The sequence below is a fragment of the Dehalogenimonas sp. THU2 genome, assembly GCF_039749495.1.
Lineage (GTDB): Bacteria > Chloroflexota > Dehalococcoidia > Dehalococcoidales > Dehalococcoidaceae > Dehalogenimonas.
In genome coordinates, this window is record NZ_JBDLLU010000004.1 from 141,322 (window position 1) to 156,832 (window position 15,511).

Annotated in this window: 13 protein-coding genes; 1 reads left to right on the forward strand and 12 read right to left on the reverse strand. The window is 56.5% G+C overall.

Annotated features, from left to right (window positions below):
* Positions 1 to 80: 80 nt before the first annotated feature.
* The 6 genes from ABFB09_RS03520 to ABFB09_RS03545 form a co-directional block, all read right to left on the reverse strand.
* Positions 81 to 521: a flavodoxin family protein gene (locus ABFB09_RS03520; RefSeq protein ID WP_346999913.1), complete on the reverse strand. Its 441-nt coding sequence runs from the start codon at positions 519 to 521 to the stop codon at positions 81 to 83.
* Between the two features lie 77 nt (positions 522 to 598).
* Complete coding sequence (gene argS, locus ABFB09_RS03525) at positions 599 to 2,272, reverse strand: arginine--tRNA ligase (RefSeq protein WP_346999914.1); 1,674 nt, start codon at positions 2,270 to 2,272, stop codon at positions 599 to 601.
* A 99-nt stretch (positions 2,273 to 2,371) separates the two neighbouring features.
* Positions 2,372 to 4,855 (reverse strand): ATP-dependent DNA helicase RecG, encoded by a 2,484-nt coding sequence (gene recG / locus ABFB09_RS03530; RefSeq protein WP_346999916.1) that lies wholly within the window; start codon positions 4,853 to 4,855, stop codon positions 2,372 to 2,374.
* A gap of 80 nt (positions 4,856 to 4,935) precedes the next feature.
* On the reverse strand, positions 4,936 to 5,790 hold the full coding sequence (locus tag ABFB09_RS03535) for a DegV family protein (protein WP_346999917.1): 855 nt from the start codon (positions 5,788 to 5,790) through the stop codon (positions 4,936 to 4,938).
* Positions 5,791 to 5,851: 61 nt separating this feature from the next.
* Entirely contained in the window at positions 5,852 to 6,694 is an 843-nt protein-coding gene (locus tag ABFB09_RS03540; protein ID WP_346999918.1) for a DegV family protein, read from the reverse strand.
* A 166-nt stretch (positions 6,695 to 6,860) separates the two neighbouring features.
* Positions 6,861 to 8,492 (reverse strand): DAK2 domain-containing protein, encoded by a 1,632-nt coding sequence (locus ABFB09_RS03545; protein ID WP_346999920.1) that lies wholly within the window; start codon positions 8,490 to 8,492, stop codon positions 6,861 to 6,863.
* A gap of 138 nt (positions 8,493 to 8,630) precedes the next feature.
* On the opposite strand from ABFB09_RS03545, the gene rpmB reads away from it, so the two are divergent.
* Positions 8,631 to 8,813: a 50S ribosomal protein L28 gene (gene rpmB / locus ABFB09_RS03550; protein ID WP_346999922.1), complete on the forward strand. Its 183-nt coding sequence runs from the start codon at positions 8,631 to 8,633 to the stop codon at positions 8,811 to 8,813.
* An 87-nt stretch (positions 8,814 to 8,900) separates the two neighbouring features.
* Here the strand turns inward: rpmB and argH are convergent, their stop codons facing one another.
* The 6 genes from argH to ABFB09_RS03580 form a co-directional block, all read right to left on the reverse strand.
* A complete protein-coding gene (gene argH, locus ABFB09_RS03555) occupies positions 8,901 to 10,268 on the reverse strand; it encodes an argininosuccinate lyase (protein ID WP_346999923.1) in 1,368 nt (455 codons plus the stop codon).
* A gap of 102 nt (positions 10,269 to 10,370) precedes the next feature.
* Complete coding sequence (locus ABFB09_RS03560; RefSeq protein WP_346999924.1) at positions 10,371 to 11,579, reverse strand: argininosuccinate synthase; 1,209 nt, start codon at positions 11,577 to 11,579, stop codon at positions 10,371 to 10,373.
* A gap of 148 nt (positions 11,580 to 11,727) precedes the next feature.
* Positions 11,728 to 12,477, reverse strand: coding sequence for an isoprenylcysteine carboxylmethyltransferase family protein (locus tag ABFB09_RS03565; RefSeq protein WP_346999925.1), 750 nt, complete (start codon positions 12,475 to 12,477; stop codon positions 11,728 to 11,730).
* 916 nt (positions 12,478 to 13,393) lie between these two features.
* The gene (locus tag ABFB09_RS03570; RefSeq protein ID WP_346999926.1) at positions 13,394 to 13,588 is read right to left on the reverse strand and encodes an RHS repeat domain-containing protein; all 195 of its coding nucleotides are present in this window, start codon (positions 13,586 to 13,588) and stop codon (positions 13,394 to 13,396) included.
* 345 nt (positions 13,589 to 13,933) lie between these two features.
* Positions 13,934 to 14,299 (reverse strand): hypothetical protein, encoded by a 366-nt coding sequence (locus ABFB09_RS03575; protein ID WP_346999927.1) that lies wholly within the window; start codon positions 14,297 to 14,299, stop codon positions 13,934 to 13,936.
* Between the two features lie 23 nt (positions 14,300 to 14,322).
* Positions 14,323 to 15,511 (reverse strand): RHS repeat-associated core domain-containing protein (locus ABFB09_RS03580; protein WP_346999929.1); only part of this gene is annotated, 1,189 nt, incomplete at its 5' end.

A 15,511-nucleotide genomic window follows, 5' to 3' on the forward strand; every position in this document is an offset into this window, starting at 1 on the left:
TCAAGACTTAACCGGCAGCGAATAGAAGAAAAAGGGCTGGAATTTGCCAGCCCTTTTTCTTTTAGAACAACTACATGATGTCAAATCACACCGGTTAGCTCTTTAGCCCATTCTCCGGCACGCTTCAGTTCACCGTCTTTGAGCGGACCCTTTTCGCTATTCACGAAAAAGCAGGCGGGCGGTGACTTCAGTTTGGCGCCTTTATCCTGCAGACTGGCGGCAATTCTTTCAGCGGCGTAGCCGAACATTTTAACCCATTTAGTTGAAAAACGGGTGTCGAATGTCGCGACGGTTATGCCACCCAGGGCGGAATCGGGTATTTCATCGATGAATGCCTGCAACGGTTTGGTTGGGCGGCCGCCCTGGGTCGGGGAGCCGACGATGAGGAGGTCACAGGTTCTCACATCGTCGCGGCTAGCTTCGCTTGCCCGAAGGACCCTGGCGCTGATACTCTCGCCGATAGCGCGAGCGACAGCCTCTGTATTGCCGTAACAGGAATCATAGACAACCAAGACATTCATAGCACACCTCTCCGGAGAGTGTACGCCTAAACCGAATCCGTTACAACGGAGAGGGGAAGCTGGGCGAGTATATTAAGCTACATACACTCCGGCGCAGACATCCCCATCAGGTGCAGCGTCCTGGCGAGTACGGTGCGAGCCGCCACCGAGAGTTTCAATCGGGCTTTGCTGAGGCACTCGTCCGCTGAGACGACGCGGCAGTCTTTGTAGAAGGAGTGGAAGGCGGTAGCCAGCACCTGGGCGTAATAGGCCAGGTGGTGCGGTTCCATGGTATCAGCCACCTGGGCGATGATCTCCGGCAGAAGCAGCATCTTGCGCAGGAGTTCCAGTTCCGCCGGTTCGACCAGTTTGGTCACGTCACCGTCGGAGTAATCGATCTGCCGGTCGCGGGCCAGACCGATGATGGAGCAGATTCGGGCGTGGGCGTACTGGACGTAGTACACTGGGTTCTCCGCGGACTGTTTCTTGGCCAGTTCCAGGTCGAAGTCCATCTGGGAATCGGCGCTGCGAGCCAGGAAATTGAAGCGGCAGGCGTCGGCGCCGACCTCGTCGAGGACTTCCCGTAGGGTGATGATCTCACCGGTGCGCTTGGACAGCCGGACCATCTCTTCGCCGCGGCGCAGCGTCACCAGCTGAGAGATGATGATGTGGAGGCGTGCCGGGTCGATATCCAGTGCCTGGAGCACCGCCTTCATCCGGGAGATATGACCCTGATGATCGGCGCCCCAGATGTTGATGCCCTTATCGAAGCCGCGGCGGACGAACTTGTCGTAGTGGTAAGCGATGTCCGAGGCGAAATAGGTCGGCGTGCCGTCGGAGCGGACGATGACGTTATCCTTGCTCTCGCCGAGGGCGGTGGAGGTGAACCACACGGCGCCTTCCTTCTCCACGACAAAACCCGCTTTGTTAAGCATTTCGATAACGGCGTCGTATTCACCACTATCGTACAGGCTCTGCTCGGAGAACCAGCGGTCGAAGCTGACGCCCAGGCTTGAAAGGTCCTGACGTATGACATCCAACATCTTTTTCAGACCGACCAACCCCAGTTGTTCCAGCGCCTCGGCTTCCGGCAGGTCGAGGAATCGTTCCCCCTCTTCCTGCAGGATGTCGCGGGCTAGGTCTTTCATATAATGGCCGAAGTAACCCTCGGCCGGCATCTCAACGTCCTTGCCCAACTGCTGCAGGTAGCGGGTATACAGCGACCGCTTGAAGGACATGACCTGGTTGCCAGCGTCATTGACATAATATTCCTGTTGAACATCGAAGCCGGCCGCTTTTAGCGCTGCCGCCAGGGCGCTGCCCAGAACGGCGCCGCGGCCGTGACCGACGTGGATGGGGCCGGTGGGATTGGCGGAGACGTATTCTATCTGGACTTTCTTTCCGGCACCGGTGTCAATGTTGCCGTAGCATTCACCTGACTCGATAACCGCTTCCACCTGCTCGGTGATCCAGGCATCGGACAGAGTGAAATTGATAAATCCGGGCGGCGCCACGGTGACGCTCTTGACCTCCGGTATCCGCGGGATGAATTCAACCAGCACCGCGGCGATATCCAGGGGCTTCATGCCGGTGGAACGCGCCATTTTGAGGGGCAGGGAGGCGGCGTAGTCGCCGTGGGCAGTGTTCTGGGGGTGCTCGATGATGATGGGTGGCAGGCTGACGGCCGGCAGTTTGCCGGCTTCCTGCGCCTGTGCGGCGGCTTTGGCCAAAAGGTCGATAATTACTTTTTTAACAGATAGAATTCCGTTCAAGTCGGCTACTCCAAGTTTGAGTCGTTTGAATAGGCTAGATTATAGCATAGTCGGGTTTAGTTGAGATGTTTTTAGGTATCTTCCGAACGCCGGACAGCCCTAACTCCACTCCCCCGTCTGCGGCCAGACGCGGATGAGTTCTTCGTACAGCGCCCGGTGCTCCGGTTTCTTCAGCTTCGGATCATCGGCAAAGAGGCGGGTGGCTTCTTCGCGGGCCATTTCCAGAATCGGGACATCGGAGAGCTTAGCCATTTTAAGATCCGGCAGGCCGCTTTGCCGGGTGCCGAAGAATTCGCCGGGGCCGCGGAGTTTCAGGTCTTCTTCGGCTAGGATGAAACCGTCCTGGGTGCTTTCGATGACTGACAGGCGGGCATTGGCCACTTCTGACGGGTTTTCGGCTAGCAGCATGCAGTAGCTCTGTTCTTTGCCCCGCCCCACCCGGCCCCGAAACTGGTGCAACTGCGACAATCCGAAGCGGTCGGCGGACTCTATGAGCATGACCGTGGCGTTGGGTACGTCGATGCCCACTTCGATGACCGGTGTCGAAACGAGTATGTCGAGGGTGCCGGCGCTGAACGCGCCCATGACGGAGTCCTTCTCCGCGGCGGACATGCGCCCGTGCAGCAGTCCCAGGCGGTACTGCGAGAAGGTCTCCAGCTTCAGTGACTCATATTCAGCGATGGCCGCCCTGGCCTGGACCGTCTCCGATTCCTCGACCAGCGGGCAGATGATGAAGGCCTGTTGCTTCAGTTCGACCTGTTTTCTGATGAAATTGTAAGCGCTGCCCCGCTGTTCCGGCTTGAGCCACCGGGTCTTGATGGTCTGGCGGCCGGGGGGCAGTTCGTTGATGACGGAGAGATCGAGGTCGCCATAGAGGGTCAGCGCCAGCGTCCTTGGTATCGGCGTTGCCGTCATGACCAGGATATGCGGATTGGTGCCCTTCTGCCGCAGGTTCTGCCGCTGCTCCACGCCGAAACGGTGCTGCTCGTCGATGACGGCCAGTCCCAGCTTCTTGAACTTCATTGCTTTCTGGATGAGGGCATGGGTACCGATGACCAGGTCAATCTCGCCGCCTTTCACCCGGTTGCGGGTCACCGTCTTGCCGGACTCCTTGGCGTCGCCGATGAGCAGGGCGACGGTCAGCGGGCGGTCGGGCAGGATGCCGAGGTGGCTGACCGTCTTGTCGCCCGCTTGTGTCTCAGTCGCCAGCAGTTCCAGCATGCGGGTTACGGAGCGGAAGTGCTGCTCGGCCAGTATCTCGGTCGGCGCCATGAAGGCCGCCTGGAACCCGGCGGCAATGGACATAATGATGGCGGCGGTGGCCACCACCGTTTTACCGGAACCGACTTCCCCTTGCAGCAGGCGGCTCATGGCCTCAGTACGGTTCAGGTCGGAGAGTATCTCGTTGAGCGATTTTTCCTGGGCTTTGGTAAGCTGGAAAGGCAGCGACCTAAGGAATCGATCGAGCAGCGCCTGGTCGGTGGGTATGGCCGCGCCGGGTTGGGATGATTGCCAGGCGCGCTTGCGGGCCAGCACGCCGAGCTGCAAGAAGAATAATTCGTCGAAGGCCAGGCGCACCCTCGCGGCGTCTTTCGATGCCTCGTCAGACGGGAAATGGGCTTGGGTGACGGCCTGCGGCAGGTCGATGAGACCTCGCCTTTGCCGTATCTCCTCGGGGAGATAATCGGGCAGCGATGGGGCGAAGCCGTCTACCACTTCTTTCATCAGTTTGCGCACGACGCGCGGATAGAGTCCGGCGGTCAGCGGATAGACCGGCGCCAGCCGCCCGGTGTGCACCAGTTCCTTGTCTTCCAGTTTCTCCCACTCGGGGGATTCGAAGACCAGCGTGTTCCTGAAGACCGTCACTTTGCCGGAGATCACCAGCCGGTCGCCGGTGTGCAGTTGCCTGGCCAGGAAGTGATTATTGAACCATACGGCGCGGATGTTGCCGGTTTCATCGCCCAGCACCGTTTCGGTGGAGCGGCGGCCGCCGGGGGTGGTCAGGCGCACCTCCCAGATGTTGGCGACGATGGTCTGCTCCGGGCCGGGCGACAGATCGGCGATCCGCTTAGTGCGGGAGTAGTCCACGTGCCTGGCGGGGAAGTGGTACAGCAGGTCGCGGACGTTCTCTATGCCGAGTTTTTTAAACTTGACGGCGGTGGTATCGTTGATGCCTTTGAAGGCGGTGACCGGGAGTTCGAGGGAGCCGGGGCGAAGGGGGGCGGTTATTTTGGGTTTGGGCGTGGATCTCTTTGGCGACGATGCTGCCACAGAATACCCCGGGTCAGATACCTCGGCGACTATCGGAGTCGATGTGACATCAGGTGCTTCGAGGGCTTCGGCAGCGGCAACGAACCTGTCGAGAGCCGCGGTGCGCTCCGCCATTGGCACTGCCGCATAGTTGAAAGAGGCCGTGAATTTTTTGAATTTGGCCAGGCGGCTTTTATCAGTTATTCCCGCCGTGGCTTCGACAGCCCAATTGGACAGGAACTTATCCAGCCCGCCGATGACGGCGGTGTTCTGAAAAAGTTTCTGACGCTCAAGCGCGACGACGGCGCGTAGTTTATCTAAAGCAAGAGGCATCGTTTAGATTATAACTCAAAAGGGGCGTTCTAAACACGGAATGAGGTCGCCCGCGGCGCGAATCGACGGCCGGTGCCGGTTCAGTGACGGATTGGGGACAGGTTTTGCCGGAAGGCCACGATGATGGCGCCGGGTCCACCGTGGGCGCCGAGAGCCGGACCGAGGCGTGAGACGTGGAGCCTGCTGGCGTCGACGAATTCACTCAGTCGCTCTCTCAGGCCTTGGGCTTCCTCCGGCACGGTATTGTAGACGATGGCGATTTCTTCGACATCCGGCGTTTTTCTTACCATCTCCACCAGGCTATCCAGCGCCCGGCTACGGGTGCGGGCGATACCCGCTGGCCAGAAGGCTCCGTCTCTCAGCGTCAGCATCGGTTTCACGTTCAGGATGCCACCGATAAGGGATTTGGCCGCCCCCAGCCGCCCGCTACGGAGGATGTATTTCAGGGTGTCGAAAGCGGCGACGATGCGCGTTGCCGCGGGAGCTTCGTTAACCGATTGAATAACTGCTTGCGTTCCGGCGCCAGCCTGGGCTAGCCGCGCCGCGGCCATCACACTAAGCCCGAGGCCCATGGAAATGGACATAGAATCTATCACCACTATGCGGTTTTTCTCGGCGATTAGATCACGCCCGTTCATTGCCGAGTTATAGGTGCCGGAGAGCTTGCCCGAAAGATGAATGGAAACAATTTCATCATCGTTCTTGAGCAGTTCGTGATACACTTCCGCGAAGTCGCTGGGGGAGGGCTGGGAGGTGGCGGGAATAGCGCCTTCGACAAGCATGCGCCGGTAGACCTCATCCTGGGAGATATCTATCCCGTCCCGGAATACTTCCTCGCCGAAGCGCACGTACACCGGCACGACGGTAATGCCGAGCTTTTTCACCAGCTCCGGCGGAATATCGGCGGTTGAATCGGTGACGATTATAATTGACATAATAGCTTATCAAAATCACGAAAACCCGGACGCCGTCGCGCCAGGGTGCGAAGCTCGGAGGCTAAGTTTTTCCCAGCACCGATACCGATAGCACGTTAGGGCCCATGTAGGCGCCCAGCACCGGGCTGACCGTGGTGCGGTAGATCTTGTTCGCCGGATGCAGGGCGGCCAGCCGTTCCACCAGGGCGTCGGCCAGGTCCGGGGTGGTGGCGTGCTCCACCGCCATCTCGTCGATGCTCTTGTGATCGGCGGCGAAGTTGTACAGCACGTCGATGCCCCCGGCCATGGAGCGGACCCGGGTGAGCGGCGCCACTTCACCGTTCCTGATGGTCAGCACGGGCTTGATGGAGAGCAGGGAGCCGACAAGCCCCTGCGCCCGGCCGATACGGCCGCCCTTGGCCAGGTATTTCAGGGTATCGAAGGCCATGACCGGGCGGGTGTCCGGGACGCGGCTCTCGACCTCTTTTTTGAGTTCGTCGAGCGACAGTCCCGTGGCCGCCTGTTTGGCTGCCCAGATGGCCAGCAGTCCCAGCGCCGCGGCGGTGGTCTCGGAGTTGACCACTTCCACCCGGCACTTGGGACTCTCCAGTAGTTGCACCGCCGCCAGGGCGGAGTCATAGGTCCCGGAGAGCTTTTTGGAGATGGCGATCACCAGTATCTCGGAGGTTTCCCGGCTGAGTTTTTTGTAGACGCTCAAAAAGGCGTTGGGCGAGGGCTGGGTGGTGGTGGGAAAGATGTCCTGCGTCGCCAGCCGCTTGTAGAACTCGTCGGTGGAGATATCAACTCGATCGAGAAAAGACTCACGTCCGAAAGAAACGGTAAGCGGCACCACGCTGATACCGAACTCTTTGGCCAGCGCCGGCGTGAGATCCGAGGTGGAGTCGGTGACTATGCGGACGGTCATGATGGTCTCCTTCTACAATAACCAATGACCAAGAGACAAGCACCAAACATATCCCAAAATCTAATCACCAATACCCAAACGTTTGGTCATTCGAATTTGGTTATTGGTTTCTGTTTGGTAATTGTATCTTGTATCTTGTGTCTTGTATCTTGTATCTTGGAATCTATTATTCCAGTGAAACGATGTAATCATAGTGCGGTTGACCGCCGTTGACCACTTCTATTTGCACCGAAGGATATTTTGCGTTGAGGCTGGCCGCCAGAGCCCTGGCCGTATCCTCTGTCGTATCGGCCCCGTAATATAGGGTCATCACCTCTACCTTGGAAAGATTTGTCTTTTCCAGGAGGTCGGCGAGTACTTTGTCCGAATCGTCATTCACCGCCGCCAGGTGGCCGTCGAGGAGGCCTATGGCCTGGTTTTTCTTGATGACCAGTTTATTGATCTTGGTGTCTCGGACGGCATGGGTGATCTCGATAGTACGGGCGCCCGCCCCGGCGTCGGTCATACGCTGGACGTTGGTCTCGAAGTCGGCCTCATAGTCGAAGGCCAACAGCGCCGCCACACCTTGTGGCAACGTTTCCGTGGCGATCACGGCTATAGTCTTGCCGGTGAGGTGCTTGACCTGCTCCGCCGCCGGGACGATATTGTTGTTGTTGGGCAGGATGATGATCTTATCCGAGGCGGCGTGTTCCACCGCCTGTAAAATATCCTTGGTGGAGGGGTTCATCGTCTGACCGCCGGGAACGGTGGTGGCGGCGCCGAGCGAACAGAAAACATCGGCGAAGCCGTCGCCGGCCACGATTGCCACGATCGCAATGTCCATAGTGGGCTGGCGGTCTTTCTGCAGTGCCAGGAAATCCTCATGTTGCTCATCCATATTGCGGATGCTGACTTTATGCACGGTGCCCAGGCGGGTGGCGTAGTTCAGCACCCTGCCCGGGGCCACGGCGTGGATATGGACGCGGATGGTCGTGTTGTCGCCGACCACGATCAGGGACTCACCCTTGCGCTTGAGGCGGGCGCGGATCTTCTCCGGATCAAGGTCTTCGCCTTTGAGCAAGAACTCGGTGCAGTAACCGAAGGGTTCCTCATCGGTGGCTGACAGCCGGGCTGATTTGGCCGTCACCGGCACCGTGCTGGCGATAACCCGGGATTTCTTGAACTGCATCTGCTCCGTTTCTCCGCGAAGATAATGGAGCATGCCTTCTAAAATGGTGAAGAGGCCCTGTCCACCGGCATCCACCACTCCGGCATCGCGCAGGGTGGGCAGCAAACTGGGCGTCCGCGCCACCGACTCCGAGGCGGCGTTCATGGCCGCCTCAACTTGTTGAGGGATCGAGGCTTCATTATCGGCGGCCGTCCGGGCCGCGGCGGCTACATCTTTGAGAACGGTCAGAATAGTACCTTCCACAGGGTTTGAGAGCCCCTTGTAGGCCGTTTCCACCGCCTGCGTCCAGGCATCTGCCCAGTCGGCGGCTGAGACCGTCTCTTTGTCTTTGAAGATCTGGGCGACGCCGCGCCAGATCTGAGAGGATATGACGCCGGAGTTGCCGCGGGCGCCCATGAGCGCCCCTTTGGCCACCGCGGCGGCTGTGGCGCCGGCATTGTTGACGGTGACCCGGTAGGACTCTTCCACGGCGGATCGGAGGGTCAGCAGCATGTTGGTGCCGCAGTCCCCGTCGGGCACCGGGAACACGTTCAAGGCATCGATATCGGAAGCACTTTTTTCAAGCCAGGCGGCGGTGGCGGCGAGCATGTCGCGCATCTCCTGACCGGTCATGGTTGTTTGAGCAGACATATTTCACACCTCAAAAAGAGCACCGGGTGCCGGCGCTGTAGTTCACCAATTTGTCACGAAGGGGCCGTTGTGCTATATTTACCGATGGATTGTATATTATCGTCAAACGAATAGTCAAAGGAGTCCCGATCCAAGGTCATGAAATGCGATTATTGCGGTAAAACCCCTCAATACGGCCATAACGTCAGCCATTCTCACCGGCTTACCAACAAACGTTCCCAGCCCAATTGTCATCCGGTTCGGGTTCTCTTGGACGGCAAGTCGACCCGGCTGTCTCTGTGCACCCGCTGCATCCGCACACTAGCCCGCACACCAGCATAAACCCTTTACGGATCTCGAAAACTGGTTTTAGAAACTACCGCCGATTTCGGCGGTAGTTTTTCTTTTTATGTGGGTCTTCGTCTGTGATCAGGCCAGCGACGATTTGGCTGTCGCAAGCGCTTCCGCCACCCGCCGCCGCGCCGTGCCTCCGGGGTTGTTTTTCGAGTCGATCGACGAAGTCACGGTGATCTCGAAAACATCGCTGCCGAACAACGGCGAGAATTCCCGGTACTCTTCGATGGAAAGTTCCGGGAAGGTTTTGCCCTCTTTGGCGCAGTGGCTGACCAGCCGTCCGACGACTCCGTGGGCGTTCCGGAAGCTCTCCCCTTTTTTCACCAGGTAGTCCGCCAGGTCGGTGGCCAGCAGGTAGCTTTTATCGACGCTCCTGAGCATTTTCTCCGGCCGGACCTTTATAGTCCGCATCATACCTGCGAAGACCTTTAGCGACAGCAAGAGAGTATCGACGGCGTCGAAAAGACCTTCTTTGTCTTCCTGGAGGTCGCGATTGTAGGCCAGCGGCAGCCCCTTCAGTGTCGTCAGCAGCCCCATTAAGTGGCCGTAAACCCGGCCGGTCTTGCCGCGGCCCAGTTCGGCCACGTCAGGGTTTTTCTTCTGGGGCATTATCGATGAGCCGGTAGCGTAGGCGTCGTCGATCTCGATGAAACCGAACTCAGCGCCGCTCCAGATGATGGTCTCCTCGGCTAGCCGGGACAGGTGCATCATGGCGAGCGCCGCCGCCGCCAGGTACTCGACGACGAAATCCCGGTCGGATACCGCGTCCAGGCTGTTGCGGCTGATGGCGGCGAAGCCCAGTTCCCGGGCGACGAATTCCCGGTCGGTGTCGTAAGCCACGCCGGCCAGCGCCCCGCTGCCCAGCGGCAGAACGTCGGTGCGCTTCAGGCAGTCGCTGAGGCGTTCCCGGTCCCGCTGAAACATCTCAAAATAGGCCAGGTAATGATGGGCTAACAGTACCGGTTGGGCGGGCTGGAGGTGGGTGTAGCCGGGTAAAGCCACGTCGATATGCTTTTCAGCCAGTTCGACCAGTGCGGTCTGCAATTCTTTGAGCGACGCATCTGTCTCGGCGATGACATCCTTCATATACATCCGCAGGTCGGTGGCCACCTGATCGTTCCGTGACCGGGCGGTATGCAGCCGACCCCCCGCCTCTCCGATCTTCTCCTTTAACCGGGCTTCGACAGCCATGTGGATGTCTTCCATCTCCGGCTTGAAGGCGAAGTTACCGTCGGTGATCTCAAGTTCGATCTCGACAAGACCTTTGATAATGTCCAGGGCGTCTGCCGATTCGATGATACTCTGCTTCGCCAGCATTCTGGCATGAGCCACGGAACCGCGGATATCTTCACGGTAAAGCCGCGAGTCGAATGGCAATGACGTGGTATACTTGATCACCAGTTCATCCGCGGGCTTGTCGAAACGGCTTCTCACATGACTCATCGAGTGTTTTATTCTCCCAATCGTCGAACTATCGCCTCTGTCCTATTCTCCTCTCCCCACGAGGGGAGAGGAATGAAAGGTGAGGGGGCTACCAACTCTTCCTTACTTGTTTTCTTTTTTTAAGAATTGTGCCCTCGCCTGCGTCCTGACCGGCAGTCCCCACAGCTTGATGAACCCCACCGCCGCCGAGGCGTCGAACTGATCTCCGGTCTCGTAGGTGGCCAGGTTGTGAGCGTAAAGGGAATACGGGGACTTGCGCCCCACCACCCGGAATCCGCCGCGTTCCAGCTTGAGCCTGACCGTGCCGGTGACGTAGGTCTGGGTGCTCTTGATGTAGGCGTCCAGGTCGGCTTTGTGGGCGGAGAACCATAAACCGTTGTAAACCAGGTCGCTGTATTCCTGGGCGATCTTTGCCTTGAACCGCGCCTGGTCCTTGGCCAGGGTCAGGGACTCCAGGGCGGCGTGGGCTTTGAGGAGCACCACGGCGGCCGGGGCCTCGTAGATCTCATGGGATTTGATACCGACCAGCCGGTTCTCCACATGGTCAATGCGGCCGATGCCGTGCGCCCCGGCGATCTCGTTCAATGTAGAAATAAGAGTGATGCCGTCCATGCGGTGGTTGTTCAAGGACACCGGCACACCCTTGCGGAAACCGATGGTGACGTAGGCCGGCTTCTCCGGCGTGTCCTTGACCTCACGTGTCCAGGCGAAAACATCAGCTGGGGGCTCCACCCATGGATCTTCCAGCACGCCGCACTCGCAGGACCGGCCCCACAGGTTCTCGTCAATGGAATAGGGGCTCTTGGCCGTTACCGGCAGGGGGATCTTGAACTTTTTGGCGTATTCAATGGTTTCCTGCCGGGTCATACCCCATTCCCGCGCCGGGGCGATAACCTTGAGGTGCGGCGCCAGGGCGGCGGTGGCCACGTCCAGGCGCACCTGGTCGTTGCCCTTGCCGGTGCAGCCGTGGGCGATGGCGGTGGCGCCCTTTTCCAGGGCCACGTCCACCATCAGCTTGGCGATCAGCGGCCGGCCTAGCGCCGTGGCCAGCGGGTACTCGTTCTCATACAGCGCGCCGGCTGCCAGCGCCGGGAAGATATAATCGTTGACGAACTCTTTTTTGGCGTCGATGACGATAGCGTCGATGGCGCCTACCTTGAGCGCTTTATTGCGGATGACGGTGAAATCACGCTCGTTGCCCACGTCTATAGTGAGGGCGATGACGTCCATGCCGTAATGTTCCTTCAGCCACGGGATGGCCGCGGAAGTATCGATACCGCCGGAATATGCCAGGACAACTTTTTCAGTCATAGGAGGCCTTTCTTATAATCGAGAAGTAGCTATATTATGCTACAAAGAGGGGTGGGGATGCTAGGGGCGGGGCTTCGGAGGCATTCCCCGCGGTAGTCCGGGCGTCTTGCCCGTACCAGAACAGTCAGGGATGCCTGCCCCGCCTTTGCTACGAAAACCTCACCGGTTCTTGTTGGAGGGTTTCGCTGTAGGGGCGGGTCTCAGACCCGCCCGCCCCGGTATGTCCTCGAAGTGCCGGATCGGTGGTTTTGATATCCGCGGCGGGCATGGTCTTTTTGCCGGAGAACAGCCTTTTAACCGCAGCCACAGGCAGGAACATCGATGTCCGCTGCCGGCATGCTACATAACGATCGCCGAAGTGCAGTTCCATCTCCTTCTCCTCCCGTTTGGCCAGCCGGTAGTAGAGAACCACCAGCATCGGCCACATGACGAGCATCGGCAGGGTGGCCCATTCCAGGAGCATGCCGAGGGTGATCAGAAGGAAGCCGGTGTATTGCGGATGACGGATGAACCGGTACAGGCCCTTGTCCACCAGTTCGCCCTTGCCTTCTTCCTTGCTCCAGTAGTGCTTGTAGATGTCGCGCCAGCCCCAGACGATAAGCCCGATGCCGATGAGATAGCAGAAGATACCGGCGAGCATGCCCCATTCGCCGATCAGGGAAACGAGCGTGTGACCACACAGCACCCCCTCCGGCAGCGAGGCGCCGATAACCCCGGAAACGATATACATCGTCAGCGGCACACCAAACATCTCCAGTGCCAGGGCGACGACAAATGCCAGATAAACACTGGCCGGTTTGCGCTGGCTTTTCTTATAAAAGGGAATGAAGAGCAGGAACAGCCCGAAAGTTACGATCCAGGCGATAACCGCCCACCAGTGCCCGAAATGCTCGTCCATGATGATCCTCCCGGTTCAGTGATATACCGGAACGGTTTCCGGTGTTTACGGACCCATCATAGACCCTGGCTATAGGATATACGCTCGGCATCTGGCGGGAAATTGACTGGCCGTTTGGATAGTAATTTACGGGTTGTCATTCTCTTTCAGGGTCCTATCCCCCCCCCACAAACCGTCATCGTGCTTGTCCCGACGAAGCGGGAGCCAACCCTTAACCGTCTTTGCGAGGAGCGAAGCTTAGCCTGTCCTGAGCGAAGTCGAATGGATGGCAATCTCATCGCCACCTGCGCGGATTCCACGGCGGCTTTCCCAACATAAATCAACCGTCATCGTGAGCCTACGGCGAAACGATCTCAATGCCGCTATGAGCAGAATGAAGGAAGGCCGCCCGGAATTGTTTTTTGTTTTTTCACAATGCATTTTTTGGAAACAATCTCCGTTTTCACGATTAGGCACCCGGGTGTCCAATCGTGAGATTGTTCCAAAACAATAATTGAATCAAAAAACAATTATCCTCCGGTCAAAGCTGCCAAAGGCCGCCGGGGGGTATTGTTTCGGAATTGTTTGAATTCAATTCCCGTTATTCAGTTTTAAAAGAGCAGGGAACACTTCGGCTCCGCTCAGTGCGAGTCAGCCAGGCAACGGTCAACGCTTCAGCGGGGAACCGGGCTGCCTGATTCGTATGCTTTGCGAAAACGAAGGAAACGAATCCGTTTTCCACTATCAGCCTTGCCTGGAACCGCTACGGAGTGAGGCGAACAGGCATAGGGCAGACTGGGGTTTGACCAAGGAGAACATATGATACCATACCGTCACTCGTAGGTTGTCAAGGGGATTTGGCGGGTTTTAGAAATATATATTCCTATGAAACGATGGAGTCACCTGACAGACACGGTTAAACCCGGAAACGGGCGCTCTAGTCCAAAATGGGTTTTCCTGACGATATTCTCCCGGGTCGTGTAGGGACACGGCGAGCCGTGTCCTCCATGTTCTTTATCTCCTTGACCCGCTTGCCGTTGCCGTCATAGACGTACTGGGCTATGACGCCGGTGCCGTCGCTGATGGAGATCAGGTGGTTTTCGGCGTCCCATTCGAGGGTTTGGAAATTCAATTGTTAAGGTGACATTGCGCTTTAAGTATTTTTAACCTGGAATGATCTTAGGCCTATGTAAGATGTAAATGAACCAATAAATTGGGAACACTACAGCATTACCTAAAATGAGAATGATGGTCCATATGGTTTTATTACCTTTGGCTATTGATGGATTATTTTGTACATCAATAATATAGAATATCAGTAAAAGGGGTATCGTGATAAGTGTGACCCAATAAAACCCCATGATGAAGATGTTTTCATATGGATCAATAGCCATTATTACAACAGTAACTATTAATGTTGATAAAAGAATAGAGGGCAAAACACTCCCAATTCCGAGGATAAGTTTGAAAAATTTGTTCATAGTTTATTATTTCCATGGTCTTGTGCGATATTATTAGGCATTATTTCATAATTGTATTTACGTTCGCGCCAAATATGAAAATACCAATAGAAAGGATTAATTCCAAAATTCCCAGTTATCAGGCCAAATATCCAAAGTCGTTTTTGGTTCTTATTCATGATATGTCTATTATTTAACAAGTGAACAATATTGAAAATAACCATAACTGGAATAGAAATGAATGTGATATACCCTAAGTTTACCCAGAATTGGCTTGTGGCTCTCACTCCTTCACCCACAAATACCAATAGAAGCAAAAACAGGATAAATGGCAATAGATTTAATACACCTAACACAATTCTAGCGAAGATATTTAACTTCATATGAGCATTTCCTCTGTTGATAATTACGGCCAATCGTTGTCCCTTCCGCGCCTATATGCGGTTTCGACCCAACCGGGCATGGCGTCATAAGCATTGATACTTGAAATTTCTTTTATTGACGTTTTACCAAAATCAATTGACAATCCCAAATCAAACCCAACATAAATATCATTTTGACCTAGTCCACCTATAGGGCCTTGCGAAGATAACCCTAACGACCCCTTCATTTCTGTATCGAAAAGGGTCACGACGAAAGAGGCTTCCGCCGTCCAGTTATCAATACTATTTATATCTAATGGTTGATCAGGTGAAAACACATTCCAAGTCCCACCTAAACCCAAGGTGAGACCACCACCGTGGGTTTCAATTATATAATGCTTGCCGTCTGAGCGCTTAACGACAATTTTTGTATGATTATAAGTGATCAACAAACCAACATTTTCAGAGTATCCCCATAGTATCGTATAGGAAAGATTATTACCACCAGGCTGCGGCGCTTCCGGGGTAACCGACTGTGAAGGGGCAATCGGCAAATCATCACCCGGATCAGGTTGGGAGCCACCTGGAGGATTCGACGGTTGGGTCCCGGCCCCTGTCCAGGGATCATCGGCATCGTAAATAGGCTTGTGACCACTAGGGTCTATATACTTGAGCGGATTGTTGAACACATAGGAATATCGGTTCAGAGCCTGGGGATTCGAAAAACTGGGCACCACCGTATCCGCACTAATAAACCGCCCAATAGCCGGGTCATAGTATCTGGCGTTGTAGTAATACAGCCCGGTGGAGTCTAACCTCTGGCCGGTGAATTTCTCGTCCGTTGGAACTGAACCAGTGCGGGTGTCACCGTAAGGATAGGTTGTCGTAGAGCCTAAAGAGCCCCCGCTGCTGTCCGTGACTAAAGAAGTGCTGTTCAAGCTGTCCTGGTGAAGGAAACTTAGAGTTGTGCCTTCGCGTTCGGCAACGAGCTTGCTTCCCAGATAGTAGTAGGTAGTAAACACCCCGGTGGTCAGGTTCTTCTCATAGTACTGGTTGATGTAGAGGATGGTCTCCCCGTTCTCTATCTCCTTGACCCGTTTGCCATCGCCGTCGTAGACGTACTGGGCATCGGCGCCGTTGCCGGTGATGGACACTACCCTGTTCTCCACATCCCAGGTGAGGGTTTGATATGGGGCGATAGCTGTCAGTGTGGCCGTGGCCGAAGCCCCGGAC